Annotated in this window: 21 protein-coding genes; 8 read left to right on the top strand and 13 right to left on the bottom strand. The window is 70.9% G+C overall.

Features of this window, described 5'->3' with window-relative positions:
* Positions 1-110: 110 nt before the first annotated feature.
* Together H6726_20500 and H6726_20495 are read right to left on the bottom strand one after the other, a co-directional pair.
* The gene (locus H6726_20500; protein ID MCB9660042.1) at positions 111-968 is read right to left on the bottom strand and encodes a hypothetical protein; all 858 of its coding nucleotides are present in this window, start codon (positions 966-968) and stop codon (positions 111-113) included.
* Positions 969-1,060: 92 nt separating this feature from the next.
* Positions 1,061-1,924 carry a TIGR02147 family protein gene (locus H6726_20495; protein MCB9660041.1) on the bottom strand — a complete coding sequence of 288 codons (864 nt, stop codon included), beginning with the start codon at positions 1,922-1,924 and terminating at the stop codon, positions 1,061-1,063.
* A 139-nt stretch (positions 1,925-2,063) separates the two neighbouring features.
* Between H6726_20495 and H6726_20490 the strand changes: the two genes are divergently transcribed.
* The gene (locus tag H6726_20490; GenBank protein ID MCB9660040.1) at positions 2,064-2,540 is read left to right on the top strand and encodes a hypothetical protein; all 477 of its coding nucleotides are present in this window, start codon (positions 2,064-2,066) and stop codon (positions 2,538-2,540) included.
* A 68-nt stretch (positions 2,541-2,608) separates the two neighbouring features.
* Here the strand turns inward: H6726_20490 and H6726_20485 are convergent, their stop codons facing one another.
* The 3 genes from H6726_20485 to H6726_20475 form a co-directional block, all read right to left on the bottom strand.
* Positions 2,609-2,890 carry a helix-turn-helix transcriptional regulator gene (locus H6726_20485; protein MCB9660039.1) on the bottom strand — a complete coding sequence of 94 codons (282 nt, stop codon included), beginning with the start codon at positions 2,888-2,890 and terminating at the stop codon, positions 2,609-2,611.
* 13 nt (positions 2,891-2,903) lie between these two features.
* The gene (locus H6726_20480) at positions 2,904-4,181 is read right to left on the bottom strand and encodes a HipA domain-containing protein (protein ID MCB9660038.1); all 1,278 of its coding nucleotides are present in this window, start codon (positions 4,179-4,181) and stop codon (positions 2,904-2,906) included.
* A gap of 87 nt (positions 4,182-4,268) precedes the next feature.
* Positions 4,269-4,856, bottom strand: a complete 588-nt coding sequence (locus tag H6726_20475; GenBank protein ID MCB9660037.1) for a hypothetical protein — start codon at positions 4,854-4,856, stop codon at positions 4,269-4,271.
* Between the two features lie 174 nt (positions 4,857-5,030).
* Between H6726_20475 and H6726_20470 the strand changes: the two genes are divergently transcribed.
* Positions 5,031-5,855, top strand: a complete 825-nt coding sequence (locus H6726_20470) for a hypothetical protein (protein MCB9660036.1) — start codon at positions 5,031-5,033, stop codon at positions 5,853-5,855.
* A 181-nt stretch (positions 5,856-6,036) separates the two neighbouring features.
* Here the strand turns inward: H6726_20470 and H6726_20465 are convergent, their stop codons facing one another.
* From H6726_20465 to H6726_20450, 4 genes are all read right to left on the bottom strand, one after another.
* Positions 6,037-7,791, bottom strand: a complete 1,755-nt coding sequence (locus tag H6726_20465) for an asparagine synthase (GenBank protein ID MCB9660035.1) — start codon at positions 7,789-7,791, stop codon at positions 6,037-6,039.
* 4 nt (positions 7,792-7,795) lie between these two features.
* A complete protein-coding gene (locus tag H6726_20460; protein MCB9660034.1) occupies positions 7,796-8,773 on the bottom strand; it encodes a hypothetical protein in 978 nt (325 codons plus the stop codon).
* Positions 8,770-9,432, bottom strand: coding sequence for a cupin domain-containing protein (locus H6726_20455; GenBank protein ID MCB9660033.1), 663 nt, complete (start codon positions 9,430-9,432; stop codon positions 8,770-8,772). Before H6726_20455 ends, H6726_20460 begins: the two co-directional genes overlap by 4 nt.
* A 64-nt stretch (positions 9,433-9,496) precedes the next feature.
* Entirely contained in the window at positions 9,497-9,781 is a 285-nt protein-coding gene (locus tag H6726_20450; GenBank protein ID MCB9660032.1) for a hypothetical protein, read from the bottom strand.
* 116 nt (positions 9,782-9,897) lie between these two features.
* Between H6726_20450 and H6726_20445 the strand changes: the two genes are divergently transcribed.
* From H6726_20445 to H6726_20435, 3 genes are all read left to right on the top strand, one after another.
* On the top strand, positions 9,898-10,383 hold the full coding sequence (locus tag H6726_20445; GenBank protein ID MCB9660031.1) for an NUDIX hydrolase: 486 nt from the start codon (positions 9,898-9,900) through the stop codon (positions 10,381-10,383).
* A gap of 186 nt (positions 10,384-10,569) precedes the next feature.
* The gene (locus H6726_20440; GenBank protein ID MCB9660030.1) at positions 10,570-11,358 is read left to right on the top strand and encodes an ATP-grasp domain-containing protein; all 789 of its coding nucleotides are present in this window, start codon (positions 10,570-10,572) and stop codon (positions 11,356-11,358) included.
* A complete protein-coding gene (locus H6726_20435; GenBank protein MCB9660029.1) occupies positions 11,355-11,822 on the top strand; it encodes a hypothetical protein in 468 nt (155 codons plus the stop codon). Before H6726_20440 ends, H6726_20435 begins: the two co-directional genes overlap by 4 nt.
* Before the next feature lie 34 nt (positions 11,823-11,856).
* Here the strand turns inward: H6726_20435 and H6726_20430 are convergent, their stop codons facing one another.
* Together H6726_20430 and H6726_20425 are read right to left on the bottom strand one after the other, a co-directional pair.
* Positions 11,857-12,333 (bottom strand): SRPBCC domain-containing protein, encoded by a 477-nt coding sequence (locus H6726_20430; GenBank protein ID MCB9660028.1) that lies wholly within the window; start codon positions 12,331-12,333, stop codon positions 11,857-11,859.
* A 2-nt stretch (positions 12,334-12,335) separates the two neighbouring features.
* Entirely contained in the window at positions 12,336-12,746 is a 411-nt protein-coding gene (locus H6726_20425; GenBank protein MCB9660027.1) for a winged helix-turn-helix transcriptional regulator, read from the bottom strand.
* A 103-nt stretch (positions 12,747-12,849) separates the two neighbouring features.
* Here H6726_20425 and H6726_20420 point away from each other — a divergent pair, with 103 nt between their 5' ends.
* The 3 genes from H6726_20420 to H6726_20410 all read left to right on the top strand — a co-directional run bounded on the left by H6726_20420 (position 12,850) and on the right by H6726_20410 (position 14,639).
* Entirely contained in the window at positions 12,850-13,245 is a 396-nt protein-coding gene (locus H6726_20420; protein MCB9660026.1) for a hypothetical protein, read from the top strand.
* A gap of 72 nt (positions 13,246-13,317) precedes the next feature.
* Entirely contained in the window at positions 13,318-14,247 is a 930-nt protein-coding gene (locus tag H6726_20415; GenBank protein MCB9660025.1) for a hypothetical protein, read from the top strand.
* A complete protein-coding gene (locus tag H6726_20410; GenBank protein MCB9660024.1) occupies positions 14,244-14,639 on the top strand; it encodes a TfoX/Sxy family protein in 396 nt (131 codons plus the stop codon). Before H6726_20415 ends, H6726_20410 begins: the two co-directional genes overlap by 4 nt.
* A 36-nt stretch (positions 14,640-14,675) precedes the next feature.
* Here the strand turns inward: H6726_20410 and H6726_20405 are convergent, their stop codons facing one another.
* Positions 14,676-14,870, bottom strand: a complete 195-nt coding sequence (locus H6726_20405; protein ID MCB9660023.1) for a hypothetical protein — start codon at positions 14,868-14,870, stop codon at positions 14,676-14,678.
* Positions 14,871-14,910: 40 nt separating this feature from the next.
* Entirely contained in the window at positions 14,911-15,798 is an 888-nt protein-coding gene (locus H6726_20400; protein ID MCB9660022.1) for a pyridoxamine 5'-phosphate oxidase family protein, read from the bottom strand.
* Positions 15,799-15,823: the final 25 nt, after the last annotated feature.

The raw sequence follows: 15,823 nt of genomic DNA, 5'->3' as shown, positions 1-15,823 counted from the left end.
CGTACTCCGCGCGTCAGCGAGGCGTGCGTCGCTTGGCCCGAACCGACCGCGTTTGCGCCCGAGTGCGCGCCGAGGGACGAGCGTCACGCCCGAGAGGCGCGAGGCGCGGTTCAGCGGGTACGGGCCAGCTCGTACGCGTCGTAGTCCACCCCGGTGTCCACGCCACCATCGGGTGGTTCGGTGCCGGCGTCCACGCCTCCGTCGGACGATGCGCCGACCCCCGCGTCCGCGCTCGGGGCGCCTGCGTCGCTGACGGCTGACCCCACGTCGTCGAGGAACAGACGCAGCAGGCCCGGCTCGGCCTCGAAGGCACGCAGGAACGTCCCCGCGTTGTTCTCCTCGAACAAGAAGCTACCGTCTGCCTGGCGGTTCGGGGTCTCCCAGAAGCGCAGGGCGATGAGCGCGGCGGCGGCGTCCACGGCGAGGTGCGCGGCTGCCCCACCGTCTGGGATCTCGAACACGGTGCCGGCGCTCCCGCCCGCAAAGAGGACGATGGGCGCAGTGCGCTGGCTGCGGACCCGGACGTAGGACGCGCCCTGCAGGTCGCGCAGCTCGAAGACCAGGCTGTGCCCGACGAGGAGCGGCGGCACGGTGGGGTCGTCGGCGGCCCCGATGGCCGGGAAGAGGCGCAGCCCGCAGAAGACGCCAGCGGGCAGCTGGAAGCCCATGCCCTCGCTCAGGTCCAGCACGATGGCCGACGGGACGGCGGCGGCGGGGTTGCTCTCGAGCGCCTCGCAGGTGCCCTCGGGCAGCAGCTCGACCCGCGCGAACGCCATGTGCGCGTTGCCCAGGCGCTCCGCGTCGGCGAACGCCTCGCTGTCGAAGTAGGGCGGGCCCTGCCACATCTCGGTGGGGAGCACCGTCACGTCGCGGGTGCCATCGGCCGCGGGAGGGTTGCCTGTCTCGGTACCGGCGCACGCCACAAGCCCAGCGAGCGCGAGGACCACCGCGAGTGTGCGACCGGGCAAGGCCGAGCATGGTGCGGAACGAAGCGAGGTGCGCGCGAGGACCGCCGCGAGAGAGCGCCCAATGCCCTCCCGTACTGCCTGGGGCGACTGCATCAGGGCTCCTCCGCTTCGCCACCGTGCAGGGGCACGGCATCGCTGAGAGGGAACAGCTGGAAGTTGACCTGCACCACCTGCCGCGGGCTCTCGTCCTCGACGCTCAGCTCGAGCAGCTCGCGCCGGAAGCGCACGATGCGCGCCTTGACCTCGGCCAGCTTGTCGTCGCCGAGGCACAGCGTGAGCGAGCTGATGTCGCGCTGCGCGGGCGGGAACTCGTCGATGGCGGCCGCAGCCTGCCGCATCATCGTGCGGTGATAGTTGCCGATGTGGACGCCGAAGGTCTCGGGCCCGGTGGACACCAGCGCCTCGGCCTGCACCCAGCGGCCCTCGTCGTTCTGGATGAGCATGGACAGCTCGCGCAGTATACGCAGGCCGCGCTCGGCTTGCGACTGTGTGATCCGCGGGCGCAGGCGGGCGGCCACCCACGCCGCCTCCGCCCGGAAGTCTGCACGGCAGGCCAGCTCGCGGATGGCGGGGATGTACCAGCTCGCGTGGTAGGCCGCGTGCGCGAGCTCGAGCCGCTGCACGGTGCGGTAGCGGCGGTGGCTCTTGAGCCGGTCGTAGGCCGCCGTGCGCTCCGGCCCGGTGCCGGCCTGGTTGAACGCCACGAGATCGATGAAATAGGCCTTGGACTCGCCCGTGAGCCCGCAGCCGTCGGCGAAGTTGCCGGCCATGGCCGCCGTCAGGTTGCGGTCCCCGTCCATCACCAGCTTCAGGTAGTTGGGCGACTTGAGGCCCGCGCGGCGTGAGAACGCGCGGTACGAGAACGAGCGCGGCCCCGCCTTCTTGTGCTCGTAGAAGTCACGCAGGTAGGCGCGGTAGTCGAGGTACCGGAAGACCTCCGGGGCGGTGTCGCTCACCACTCGAGGGTAGCCCATCGCCAGGGACGCCACCGCCCGCGCGGGGTTCCTTCCGTATACACCCGGTATACACGCCTGGTGCCGAGGGTCCCGCACCTGGGACCTTCTGCGCGGCGGGGAGGATTGGTACCGTCGTCCGATGCGCACATCACTCTCCAAGGTCGTCCTCACGCTCACCTTGGCCTGCATGCTCACCGCGTGCGGCGGCGGAGTCTCCGCCGAGCCCCTCCTGAGCGGCAACGTCATGGGTTCGTACGAGGGCTCGGCGTTCACCGCAGTGAACGGCTTCGCCACGGTGTCCAACGGTGCCTCGGTCATCTTGGTGGGCACGGGGAACCTCGGCTGCGGCTCCGAGGAATCCAACTCGCCGCCGAGCGGCCTGAACGCCGCCATCCGCGCGCCGCAGTTCGCCGTCGGCACGTACAGCAACGTCCAGGTGCAGCTCTACAGCAACGTCGGCGGGTTCGAGAGCACGGGGTCGAACCAGGGCACGCTGGTGATCACGTCCGTGACCGACGAGTCGATCGCGGGCCAGATCACGTACTCCTACACGAGCGCCGACGAGCAGACGTACACGCTGACGGGGACCTTCGAGGTCGTCCACTGCGCGTACTGACCGGCGCGGTCCAAGGTCGGGTGGCTGGGAGGAGCACGGACAGATCGAGCGAACCCCGGTCGAGTGCGTCAGGTGCGCGGGGTCCGCTTGGGCACGAAGCCCAGCGTCAGGCCGAACGCGGCCCCTATGCGGGTGAGGGTGTCCAGGGTGGGGTTCCCTTCGCCACGCTCGATCTGGGAGACCGTCAGGCGCGACACGCCGGCGATGCGCTCGCCGAACTCCGCCTGGGTCATGCCCGCTACCTCCCGCAAGCGTCGCACGGTCTCGGGCAGCTCCAGCTCTCCGGCCTCGAGTGCGTCGTAGAGGGCCCGGCGCGCGAGGCGCCGCTCCTCGGGGCTCAGCTGCTTCATGCGCCCCACGGGTCTACCCAGCCCTCAGTGCGCACAAGGCCGCGCTCGTCGCTCTGATGCGCGGCTCGACTCGAGTGACGAGGTCCCGGTCGACGCCGACGTCGCGCATGATCTCGCTCGCCGCGCCGAGGCGCTCGCCAAAGGAGCGCAGCGCCGGCACCAGCGCGTCGACCGGGAGCAAGCTCGGGAGTCGCTCGCTCACGGCGCGGACCACGTCGTCCCAGTCGACGTCGCCGGGCTCGGAACGCCAGCGTGTCTGTCGCACGATCAGGTCGGGGTCCAGGCACATCGGCGCGAAGTCATAGACGGGTGACAGCTCCACGCGGCCATCGGCGTGCTTCAGCAGCGATGTGTTGCGACCGTGGTTGTCGGGGTTGCCCAGCGCCAGCGCAGCGGCGTCACGCAGGATGAGCTCCAGGACGTCGCGCGCGGGATCGTCGACGTGTTGCGCCAACTGCTCCAAGAGCGCTTCGAACGACAGACGCGCACCCGCTTCCGAGACACCCATCAACGAGTACGCGCTCTCCATGCCGAGCCTCACCACGGCGCCGTCCACCCGCCGCCGGTCGAAGCGGGGCACCACGAGGGTTCCCGCCTGATGGACGAGGGGGGCGCCACAACGAAGCCCGAGCGCTCGGAGGACCTCGAGGTATGGGGCCTCGTTGGCAAGCACGGCGGCGTCTTGTTGCGTGCGCCCGCGGGGAAACTTGATCAGCAGGTGCCGGAAAGCGCGTTCGTCTGGCAGCGCACCGTCGGCGTGGAGGCACCCGGAGGCATCCTCGGTCATCAGCAGCTTCGGGGACGCCCCACCCGTGTCGCTGCTGCCGGTCATGGGGAGCTGCTGGCTCTCGGCCCACGCGCGGAAGGTGTCGCCGCGTTCGACGATCTCGGCGAGGGTCACGCCATCGCGACTCTCCTCGGCGGGCGTCACGGCCTCCGCGACCCGCAAGTTACCCACTGGGTTGCGCGCCCCCGCCAGCAGGACGTCCCAGTCGCTCGTCTCGCCCCCGTCGCGGCGCAGTCGTGCGAGCACGTGTCTGCGCGCCTCCCCCTGCGGCAGGAGGTCCGCCGCAAACGCAGGCAGTGAGCCGCAGCGTTCGAGACCGTAGCTCACGGGGTAGCGCACAGAGACGGCGCGAAGATCTCGCGCACCGAGCGCTTCATCGGTGTAGAGGGGCTCGTACTCGAGCCACCCCCAGAGGCCCGTCCGCTGGGCGTCGCGTCGTTCGAGGCGTGCTGCGACCTGCCAACGACCCGCGACGAAGGCTTCGATGTGGCAGATGCTCGACAAGCCTAATGCTTGCCATGACAATCAATACATTGCAATCCGCAGCTTCTTAGCTCGCAAAAGATCGCCTTGATGGACTTTATGCATGAGTCAGGCCGAGCGATAGGGGGTGTGCCCGTAGTACTTTGGTTGGTCGTCCAGGCGCACGTGCAGCCAGTAGACCCCCGCTCCCGCCGTGCTCAGCCAGACTGGCTTGCGCGCGATGCGGTCTCTCATCTGCTCGCCCACCACCCGGAAGAGCGCGTCCTGCTGCGCGACGGGCGCGCGACGCACGAAGCGCGCGAGGTGGTTGTACGCGCTGGCCTCGGCCATGGGCGCGGGCACGACGAGGCGCGCGTCACCGCCCAGATTCTCGAACGCCACGACCCCGCGAACGGCGCGCGGGAAGTGCTGTGCGAACACGTCGGGCTCGGGCCGCGCGGCGAGGCCCGGGCTGTCCAGCACCACGTACTCGAAGGGCCGTGAGGCCGTCGACGCGGACACGCACGGGGTCTCCCAGCGGAAGGCCTCGAAAGGCGCCGCGGCGAGGTGCTCGCGCAGCATGCGACGCAGCCCGGGATCCTCGCACAGACCGGTGATGAACGCGCGGTACGACAGCGGCTGCGAATCGCGGAACAGCTGCGCGCGCAGGCCGCGGCCGGCCGGGAGCTCGCTCGTGTCGAAGAGGTAGCCGGACATGGCACGCAGCATGGCACACGGCGCGCATCCAGGACTCGCTCCGCCGAGCAACGAGGTGCGCCGGGCGAATGGTCTGCGAGGGGTGTCAGACGCGTGGCGGGCGGGTACCCTGACCGCATGGGTCACCCACACAGACGCGGAGCCGCGTGGTCGGCGCGTGTCGCGCGTGCTTCGATGCGCACGGGACGAACGCTCTCGGTGCTGGTAGCGCTGCTCGCGCTCGTCGCCTTCGTGCTGGCGGTCACCCCCTCCGAGCGGACGCGAGCGAGCGCCTGCCCGCGGGTCCGCAGGCCCGCGCCTCGGGTGCTCACGCCGCTGGACCAGCCGCTCCCGCGCGATGGTGCGCTGCTGGTCGTGGAGGCGCCACGGCCACTCGTGCTCGGATCGGGTCTCGACGAACCCGACGTGGACGACTACGAGCCGCCGCCCACCTTGCGGCTCACATCCGAGGGCCGCGTGGTCTCCCTGCGCCGTGAGACCGTGCTGCTGGGGACGCTCGTCCACTACGTGCCGGAGCCAGCGCTCACACCAGGGACGTGGCAACTCGAGGGCACGTGGGGTCCGGGGTGGGCCACGAACGCCGAGCGCCCGCCTGCCTTGCCCCTCACCGTGACGGTCGAGGACAGCACCATGCCCGCGCCCCCGCCAGCCCCGACGCTCCAACGGGCCTACACCCGCACCTTCCCGCGTCACCCCGGGGGCCGCGATGGTCGCCGCTGGACGCAGCGCCAGCAGCAGCTCGCGCAGCTGCGCACGGCGGTCCCACCCCACGTCGCCGCGGTCGTCGGGTGGGCTGGCGAGGCCGTCACCCTCTACAGCACGCTCCCTCCGGAAGGCCGGCGGGTGACGTTGCGCGACATGCTCCTCGGAGGCGGCGCATGTCCATCGTGGTCCGCCGTGCAGAACGGGGAGTTCGAGCGTGGGGACCGCGTGCGCCTGGCGTTCGTGGACCAGTGGGGCCGCGCCTCGGCGCCGAGCCGCGCGGTGCGCTTCCGCTGACGCTCGCTCGTCGCTCCGTGCCGTACGGAGCGCACGTCGGATGGTCGCCCCGTTCCGAGCTGGTGCTGGCGTGCGTGACGAACGCACGCACGCACGCGGGGACGACGCATCGCGTGCGTGCGCGTTGCCACCGTGATCGAGAGCCGATGGTGCGCGTCCGCCCGTTGTCTCGCCGGACGCGCTACCAGTCCTGCTCGCCCTCCAGCACCAGACCCCGCCACATCTCGAAGGTGAGCAGCATCCACAGCCAGAGGCCGTAGCGCGCGCCGCTCTGCTCGGTGTCGTAGCGCAGGATCTCCTGCACGCGTTCGGCGTCGAAGATGCCCGCGCGCCGGACGCGCTTGGGCGCGAGCAGCTTCTTCGCCAGACCGCGCAGCTCGCCGCGGAACCAGTAGTTCACCGGCACGCGCATCCCGCTCTTGGGCCGCGCGAGGATCTCCGGGGGGAGCAGCGGGGCCGCTACCTCGCGCAGCACGCGCTTGTCGCTCCCGCGCGCCACGATCAAGCGCGCCGGCAGGGTCATGCTGGCGTCGATCATGGCGCGGTCGAAGAGGGGGCTCATGGGCCAGAGGCCAGCGCTGCGCTGCAGACGCTCGACCTTGGGCAGGATCAGGTGCGCGCCCTTCAGCCGTTGGTTGATCTCGAGCAGCATCCGCAGCAACACGCTGTGCGGGCGCGCGAAGTAGGGCGAGAGCAGCTCCGGGAGGTGCGCGCCATGCCCGCGATACGGCTCGCACAACAGCTGCGGGAGCTCGTGGTAGGCGCGGCGATAGCTCATGAGGTACGCGCGCTCGCGATGGAGGGGGTCTGGCGAAGTGTCCGCACCCGGTCCGTACCAGTGGTGCATCATCATCGGGATGGTCTTGGGCCCCCCGAAGCACGGGTCGCCCCCCTCGCCGTTGAACACCACGGGGTGCGCGGGGTCGATCTGGCGCGCCATGGCGTAGTTCCCGAGGGTCACGGGGTCGCCGATGGGGTCGTCGAGCAGCGCGGCCAGTTCGGTGAGGTCACGCGCAAAGCGCCGTGGTTCGAGGGCGACCTCGTGATGCTCCGTGCCAAGGTGCCGGGCAACGAGCCGCGCGAACACGAGCTCGTTGGGGAGCTTCTCGCCGAAGTGCAGCGTGTACGTAGGCAACGGTGTCGCGCGGTCGCGCACGAGCAGCGCCGCGACCAAGCTGCTGTCGAGACCGCCAGACAACGTCGCAGCGACCCCGTGGCGCCCTGCGGCCTGAACGCGAGCCCGCACGGCGGCGGCGAGCGTGCCCGCGAAGCCTTGGACACGCCCTGCGTCGTCCGAGACAGGCTCGGGTACGTGCGGGGCAGCGGCGCGCTCGGCGTGTGCGTAGCTGAAGGACTCGAGGGGCTCGTCGGCGGTGGCCCCGTCCGGCCCGAAGCGCCACACACCAGCGGCGGGCACCTGGTGGATGCCCCGCAGCATGGTCTCGCGGCCGGGCTGGAAGCTGAACGTGAAGTAGCGCGGCACCGCGCTGGGCTCGATCTCGCGGCTGAAGCCCGGCAGCCCCCAGAGCGCCTTGGGCTCGATGGCAAAGCAGCGGCGCGATGCATGCCGTGTCACGTAGAGGCTGCGCTCCCCGGCCGTGTCGCGCGCCAGCACCAGCTGGCGTCCATCGAGCACCGCGAGCACGAACGCGCCGGTCAGCGCGTCGAACGCAGACACGCCTTCCGTCAGGTATGAGGCGAGCAGCTCGGCGGGCGTCGGGATGCGCTCACCGGCGATGCCCAGCGCGACGGCGCCACACCGCGCGAGCCCGCGGGCGGCCTCGTCGGGCGTGAACGCGTCGGCCGCCCAGAAGAGGCGTCCGTGCGCATTGTCGACGTGATGCACGGCGCCCTGGTGACGAAGCCGCAGCGCGCTCACCAATGCGGCGTCCACGCGCGGGTCGGGCGCGCCCATGTACCCAGCCAGCAGAGACACGCGGCTACCCGAAGTCGGAGTCGCTGTCGCCAGCTTTGTTAGAGGCGCGGTTCGCAGCCAGCAGCGGCCCGAACGTTGCCCCCGCCGCGAGGCATGCCCCCAGCGCGCCGAGCAACACGGGAGGCGGCAGCATGTCCGCGGTGAACGTGCGCAGGTCCAAACCCGGGAAGTGGCGCGCGATGAAGCGCGTCTCGCTCAGCTGCGCTGCGAAGAGGCCCAGATCCCGCACGGGGTGCCCATCCAGCGGCCAGCCGGCTTCGCGCAGCTCGACCTCGAACGCGTGACGAGTGGGTCCGTGGTACAGCCACACGGGGAGGTCGGGTTGCTCACCCAGGAAGCGGTGCGCGAGCGGCACGGCGTGCGTGGGGTAGCCCGTGTGGGACACGACGAGACAGTGGTGCTGCGCAGCCCATCCGTTGAGCACCAGGAAGTCGACCAACAGGTCGCTGTCCACCACGAGCAGGTGCGCGACGCCGTAGTCGAAGAGGTCCTTGGCGTCCCGGTAGGGTGTCGGCGCGCTCAGGCTCGGCTCGCGCAGGAGCCCTTTGATGGGGCCACGGTTCTGCGTCCAGCGGGTGATCCACGACTCGACCTCGTGCCGGCTCGGGATGACGCGGCGGGCGCTCCGACGGTGCGCGACGAGCATCGGCGGCGTCAGCACGGGGCCTAGGGCGAAGCCCCACCACGTGTGGAACACCCCCACGCCCAGCACTCCAATGATGCCCGCCATGAAGACCGCGAAAAGGACTGCGCCACCCAGCGACCCGAGCGCCCGCTGCTGATACTCGAGGACGAACGCGGTGCGCAGCTGCCCTTTCGTGAAGCTCCGCGTGTAGCCCGCGCTGACGCGCCGCAGCACCTTCGCGAAGCGTGTGTCCGTGAAGTTGTATTTGTCCTTGGGGTCGAACACGAAGGCGGCGCCACACGCGCAGGTCAGCCCGTCGCGGCGCTTGTGGGTGCGCTGACACGAGGGGCACTTCATGTGCGGATGCTCGTGAGGTGCCGCGCAGAGACGCCGTCCACCATCGTGCGGTTGACCATGGGGTGGTCGTCGTGGGTCGGGCCGAAGTCGCTGTCGGGGTGGAACGCGATGACGTCCATCGATGAGTCGGTGGTGACGAAGCGGTGCCTGGCGTCCGCCGGGATGTGAAACGCATCGCCCGCCAGGAGCGGCACGCGACCACCGTCTCCGTCGCAGTGCCCGTGCCCACGCAGCACGAGCCCTGCGCGAAACGACGGGTGCGTGTGGAACGTCTGCTCGACGCCCGGCGGAAAGTGCAGGTGGTTCAAGCACGGCTCACCGCGCACCTGTGGCGCGATCAGCAGCGAGTCGGTGCAGCCGTCGATGTAGCGCAGCCGTCCACGCTCCTCGGCGGGCCCGGCCAGCTGGAAGAACCCGCGGCCGCCGTCGTGGTGGGTGACGCCGAGCACCTGGCCCTCGCCGCGCACGGACAAGTCACCCGCCGTGCAGAACACCATGCCGGGCTGCAGCGGAAAGGTCCCCGTGGACACCGCGAGCACCACCGAGCCGGCGTGCACCACGCCGAAGTGAGTCCCCACCAGCCCCGCCGGCACGGCGTCGCACCAGAGCGTGAACCGCGCCTCGCCGTGCGTCAGCGCACGCGTCGTCCCTGTGACCATGGAGAAGCGCTCGAACATGGGGCGGACGGTAGCACTGGCGCGGATGAACGCGATTCGAGGGCGATCACCAGTCGCGGCGCGAAGGAGCGCCGGGGGTGGTCACGGCGGCGATGTCACGCTCGGACACGTTGGTCTCGAGCAGGGCGTTGCTGGCGACGTACCCGCAGGCGTTGCAACGCATGCCGTCGGCCTGCCGCGTGACGTCGACGCCATCGCAGTTCAAGCACTGGTTGCCGGCCGCGATGCGGGCCATCCGCTGCTTGGCAGCCCGAATGCGGAGCGCGTGGACCACCGCCCAGACGACGACGCCGAGCCCGAACAGGATGAGCTTGAACGATTTGATTCCCATGTGGCTCTCCCTCTGCCCGGCGGGGCATCCAAGGTTCAAGACGGCTAGCACGGCGACGAGGCCGACGTCCACAGGACGCGCGAGCCGTCACGCGGGTGAACACGCTACCATGGGGCATGCCACGCCCTCCCCTCGACCTGCACGCGTTCGCCCTCGTCGTGGTGCGCCTGGGACGGCGCGTGCTCCTGGTGCGGGAGCGCGAGCACGGCGGGGGCTGGTACATGCCTGCTGGCCGCGTGGAACCCGGCGAGAGCCTTACCGACGCGGCCGTGCGCGAGACGCTCGAGGAGGCGGGTGTCTCGGTCACGTTGGATGGCGTGGTGCGGGTGGAGTACACGCCCCTCACCGGGGCGGCGCGGCTGCGGGTGATCTTCACGGCCCACCCCAGCGACGACACGCCGCCCAAGAGCGTGCCGGACGAGCACACGGAGGAGGCGCGCTACTTCGCGCTGGAAGAAATTGGCGGGCTCTCGCTGCGTGGCGGCGAGGTGGAGACCATCGCGCGCTACGTGCTGGAGGGCGGCGCGGTGTACCCGCTGAGCATCCTGGGCAGCGAGCGCGAGCGCTGGCGCGAGCCGGCACGTTCGGGGAGTCCGAACTGAATGTGCCACCTACGGACCAACCCGGCCGTTGGCTGCGCACGTGCGCGCGTGAGATGTGCGTCGCCCAGCGCGCGGGGGGCGGTACGACGTTGACGCGCAAGCCGGCCCGCCCCAGGTGAGGGCGCATCTCCCACCCGCACCGAGGCCACCGTGACCACTCCCTCGACATCCCACCCCAACGACCCGCTGCACTGGGTGCTCGAGCCGGACGTGTTCGGCAGCGGCTTCTCGCTGGCGGACGCGGCGCGCGCGGCGGGGCACGAGGTCTCGCTGTGGGACGACGCGTTCTGGGACACGGGGCGCTGGCCGCGTCCGGCAGGCCACGCCGTGTTCCACGGCAGCCTCGGGAACGCGGCACGCATCGCGCGCGAGCTGCCCTATCGGCCCGGTAGCTTCTGCGCCGTCGACGCCTTCCACTGCAGCGCGTGGTACCCCCACGCGGAGCCTTGGTTGCTCCAGAAGGGCTCGCGGCTGCTGACCGTCGCGCAGGCGGTCGCGGAAGCCGCGTCGCTCCCAGACGTGTTCGTCCGACCGGACAGCCCGCTCAAGCCCTTTGCAGGACGGGTCGTCCCCGCCGGGCAGATGTCGCTGAGCGCGCTCGACTTCGGCTTCTACTACGACGACCCTGCGCTGCCCGTGGTGCTCGCCCCGGTGCGCAGCATTGCGCGCGAGTGGCGCTACGTGGTGGTGGACCGCGAGGTCGTCGCAGGGAGCGCCTACGAGAGCGATGGTCGCCGAGCCCTACCGGACGATCCCGATGGCCGACCGTTCCAGTTCGCGTCAGAGGTCGCGCGAGCGCTCACGCCGCCCGAGCCCGTCTACGTGCTCGACATGTGCGAGTCCGACGGTGAGCTCTACGTGCTCGAGCTCAACCCGTTCAGCGGGGCCGACCTGTACGCCTGTGACCCCGCGGCCATCGTCGCCGCCGTCGCCGCGCACCTCGCCACGCGCGTCCCCCCTCGGAGCGCGCCATGAGCTCCTGCTACTCCTTGGGCGCGGAGCGCATGTGGGTCAGCAACGGCACCGCCGAGGTCTTCGCGCGTGCGTTCCTCGAATGCTTGTCGCCCACACGCACAGCGGACGGCGAGGCGGCGTTGGGCGCGGCGCTGGAGGAGCTGGTGGAGATCGACGCGCCGGGGATGCTGGGCTTCTTCCTCGACAGCGAGCCGTACGCGCACCCACCCGTGCTGGCGGTGCTGGAGCGCGCCATCGAGGACACGCTGACGCGGAGCGCCGACATCTTGGAGCGGCGTCAGCCACCGGATGGACTCCTGGAATTTCTCCAGAGGCTCTCACCCGCGTATCAGGCGCACTGGCTCGCCAACCTGCTGCGCCTCCACGCGATGGTGCGCCGTGCGCGAGGCGAGCCGCTCGAGCGCCCCACGTTCGTGGTGAGCGAGTCGCTGGTGGCGCTGATCGAGGGCGAGCTGGGAGCGTGAGTGCGACCGCGGGGAGGCCGTGACCCGGCGGTGCTCACGCGCAAAAGCCCTGGCTCTGCTCGAGGCGCACGTAGGACGCTTCCATGCCGTGCTCCATGCCGGACTCGAGCATGGCCTTGCGCGTCGCCTCGTCGGGCAGCGTCATGCGCATGGTCATGAGCGTGCCGTCACCGTCGGCCTCGAACACGGTCTCGACGTGGTTGTCCGGGGTGGGGTCGGGCAAGAACATGCGCTCCACGTGGACGATGCGGCGCGGGGGGTCCAGCTCCAGGAGCTCGCCCGTCAGGTGAAAGCCGTGGCCGCTCCCGTCGGCCCACTCGTAGCGGATGGTGCCGCCCACCTTCGCCTCGTTGATGCACACCGGCATGCTCCATCCGTCGGGCCCCAGCATCCACTGCTGGATCAGCTCGGGCTCGAGGTGCGCGCGGTACACGGCCGACGGCGGCGCGGCGAAGCGGCGCGTGACGACCACGTGGAGGTCTCCTTCGGTCTTCAGCTGCAACTTGCTCATGGTCACTTCCTCTTTTTGACGGCGGTGCTCGCGGTCTTGGGTTTCGTGGTCTTGGGGTTCACGGACACTGGGGTCCCGGAGGTGTGCGCGTCGGTCTGCTCCGCGAGCAGGGCGTCGAGCCGGGAGTAGTTCGCCTCGAGCGCGCGGCGCAGCATGTTCAGGTACTCGTCCAGCTCGGTCAGCGCGGTGGGCGCGAGCCGGCACGGTCGCTTGGTGCCCTCGACGCGCTGCGTGATGAGCCCCGCCTCGCTGAGCACCTTGATGTGCCGCGAGATGGCGGGTTGAGACACCGCGAAGGGCGCGGCGAGCTCGTTGACGGTGGCCTCCCCCTGAGCCAGACGCGCGAGGATGGCGCGGCGCGTCGGGTCGGACAGCGCGGCGAAGGTCATGTCGAGCGACTGCAGGGCGGGCATGTCGATAACATGCAGAATTCGTTATATAACTGCAAGCACATATTTAGAACGGACCCTGCCGGGGCGCACCACCCCCCGCGGCGCACGGCTGATAGAGTGCGGCATGGCCGGTTCCTCCCTGCGCGCCGTCGTGATGGCCTTCAACGCCACGTGGTCCCTCAAGGGCGGGCTCTCGTACCTGGCGGACACCATCCGCGGAGACGAGCCCTGCGAGCTCTGCAAGATCACCTACGGCGGGCTCACGAAGAAGGGCGAGTGGGCCAAGTGTGAGAAGCAGCTGCTCACGCCGGTGGAGGAGGTCTACAGGAACCAGCTGAGCGACGCGCTGGCCGCCGCCATCGACGGTCGCTTCCCCATGGTGCTGGCGCGCACGGACGAGGGGTTCGTCCCGCTGCTGGGGCCGGACGAGCTGAAGGGGCTGAACGAAGACCCGCTCGCGCTGCACGCCGCACTGCTGGACGCCATCGCCGCAGCGGGCTTGCGCGTGGGCGATGCCTGAGGCGCCCCCTGCCACACGAATGGCACGGCCCGAGATTGACGTCCACGACCTCCAGCCGCTAGAACGAGGGTCATGAAGGACTTCTGGGAGGACTCCATTGAGGCACGTGCGCTTGCGCGCGTCGGTCGCGCCCCGCTTTCGACAGGGGTGAGCCTGGCTGCAGGGCTGCTGTCCCTCGCGTGCTGTGCGGTGGCGACCCCCGCGCGAGCGTGCAGTCTCGCTGCGCCCTTCTCGCACGCCACCCCCGACGACGGAGAGTCGTTGCCGTCAGGGGAGGTGCTCGTGGCGCTCCACTACCACGTCGGGGTGCCGGGCGGCGTGGACGCGTTCCACGTGGAGGACGCCGAGGGTGAGCCCATCTCGGTCAGCGTGACCATCTTGCCGGGCGCAGCCCTCCTGCGCTTCGACACGTCGTCGACCACCGAGGTCACGGTCTACGGCCCCGACGCGTTCGCCTCGGACGAGCCGCTCGGCACGTACGCCGTCCACGCGGACATGCCCGACACGACGCCGCCGAGCGCTCCGACCGTCGCGCTCGGACAGGCCGCTTGCACCGCCTGCACCGAGCCGCGGGACTCGTGCTGCGAGCGCCCGGACACCTCGGGGCGGCTCGATACGACCGTGCGCTTCACGCTGACGCAGCCTGGGACCATCATCGGCTGGGTGAACGGCGCGGGCGAGCTGCTCGGCATCCTCGACCCCCGCGCGGCCTACCACAGCGCGCCCACGTTCACGGGCGATGCGCGCACGCCCCCCGCGAGCGCGCCCGTCGTGGCGATGAACGTCGCCGGGGTGATGTCCACGCCGGTCACGTGGGCGCTCGTGGAGCAAGGCGCCTGTGACGCGAACCCAGATCCCGACCCGCCCAACGGGGACCCCATGGCGAACGGAGAAGGCTGCCGCGCCGCTCCGCCTGGGCCATCGCGCGCAGCCCTCCTTGCGCTGAGCGCCGCGCTGGTGGTTCTGTTCGGTCGCCGCCGGCGCTACCCTGCACAGCGATGAGCACCTCCAAGAACGAGCTCGTGGCGCACTGGGTGGACCTGCTCCAGCCCCTGGGCCCCGTCGTGGCCCGCGCCATGTTCGGCGGGCACGGCTTCTACCTGGACGGCACGATGTTCGCGCTGGTGGCCGACGACGAGCTCTACCTCAAGGTGGACGACGAGACCGAGGGGCGCTTCGAGGCCGAGGGGCTGCCGCGCTTCGTGTACGAGAAGAAGGGCGGGGGCTCGATGAGCATGAGCTACCGCAAGGCCCCGGTCGCCGCGCTGGATGACGGCGACCTGCTGGTGACCTGGGCGCGCCTGGGTGTGGGCGCGGCCCAGCGCGCTGCGAAAGCCAAGGCCGCCCCGCGACCACGGAAGGGTCCGGCGAAGCGTCGCAGCGCCAAGCGCTGAGGCGTCATCCGCCGCGCGCGGGACCGCGACCCTCGGTCAGTCGGACGAGGAGCTCTCGCGCTCGGCCTCGGGACCGCGCGCCAAGTCCGACGTGGGGACTGGGCAGTTCATGACCGTCTCCCCGTCGCAGCACTCGGCCTGGTTCACGCCGTGCAGCGGGCAACCCTGTGTCACGCACGCAGCGTGCCCGTGGATGTAGGCCATGGGGTGGTGGCAGAAGCGGCAGCGCATGGGGGGAACGATAGCACCCGCGCGCGCCCGCCCGGGCCGCTCACGAGAAGCGCAGCGGCCCACGTCTGGAGCGCCAGACGCACGCGTCGACCTCGAAGCTCACGAGCCGCCGCGCCCCAGGGAAGGCGGCCGTGCGTGGGGAGTCCCACAGGACCTCCGCGCGCCCCGTGAGGTGCAGCCACGCCCCCGCCGCGAAGTCCACGAAGAGCAGCCCCGCCCGCGCGTCGGACGCCAAGTTGCCCAGCGTGTTGTAGAGGTTGTTCCCCGCGTAGTCCGGGAACACGAGATGGCGCGCGTCGTCCACGCGAACGAACCCGGGCGGGCCGCCGCGATGCGACACGTCGAGACCACCGGCGCCGTGCGCCGCGTCGTCGTAGGCGCCGGACCCATCGTATGCGCCCGACCCGATGAAGAAGGTGTCTGCGCGCTCGATCAGCGCAACGTGCTGGGGCGAGAGCTGCCCGGCCCGAGACGGGGGTGTGCGGTCCTCCGCCCTCGCGGCGCGACTCGTCCCGCCGGCCCGCGCGCAGGGTGCACCCATGGGTCCCACGTACTCGACCGCGCGAGGCGTGATGTACTGCGGGCAGTTCCCGAAGCTCTGCTGCACCTGCACCGAGAAGCCACGCGCGTCGCGCCCGCGCACATACCCGTTGAGGCGATTGCGGCGTCGCGTGGGAAGCTCGATGCCCAGCAGTCCCAGCGGCGCACCCGTGTGCACAGCCTCGCCGAGCGGGTCGTCCTGGCTGGGCAGCGCATCGACGCGCAGCTCGCCCGGCGACGGTGCCCGCGCGAAACCCGGCGTGCCCGCGACGAGGCTCACCCAAGGACGCCCCTCGCCGTCGCGCCCACACGCCACCACGAACGGCAGCTGCGCGAAGAACGCCCGGTGCTGCTCCACGAGGTGGTCACGGATCATGCGCGGGCCCATGGCCTGCACCGCGGCCGGCGCGCCC

Source organism: Sandaracinaceae bacterium, from assembly GCA_020633055.1.
Taxonomy (GTDB): domain Bacteria; phylum Myxococcota_A; class Polyangia; order Polyangiales; family Houyiibacteriaceae; genus JADJJE01.
The sequence above is the reverse complement of the archived record's forward strand: the minus strand, read 5'-3'. Positions and strand labels throughout refer to the sequence as shown.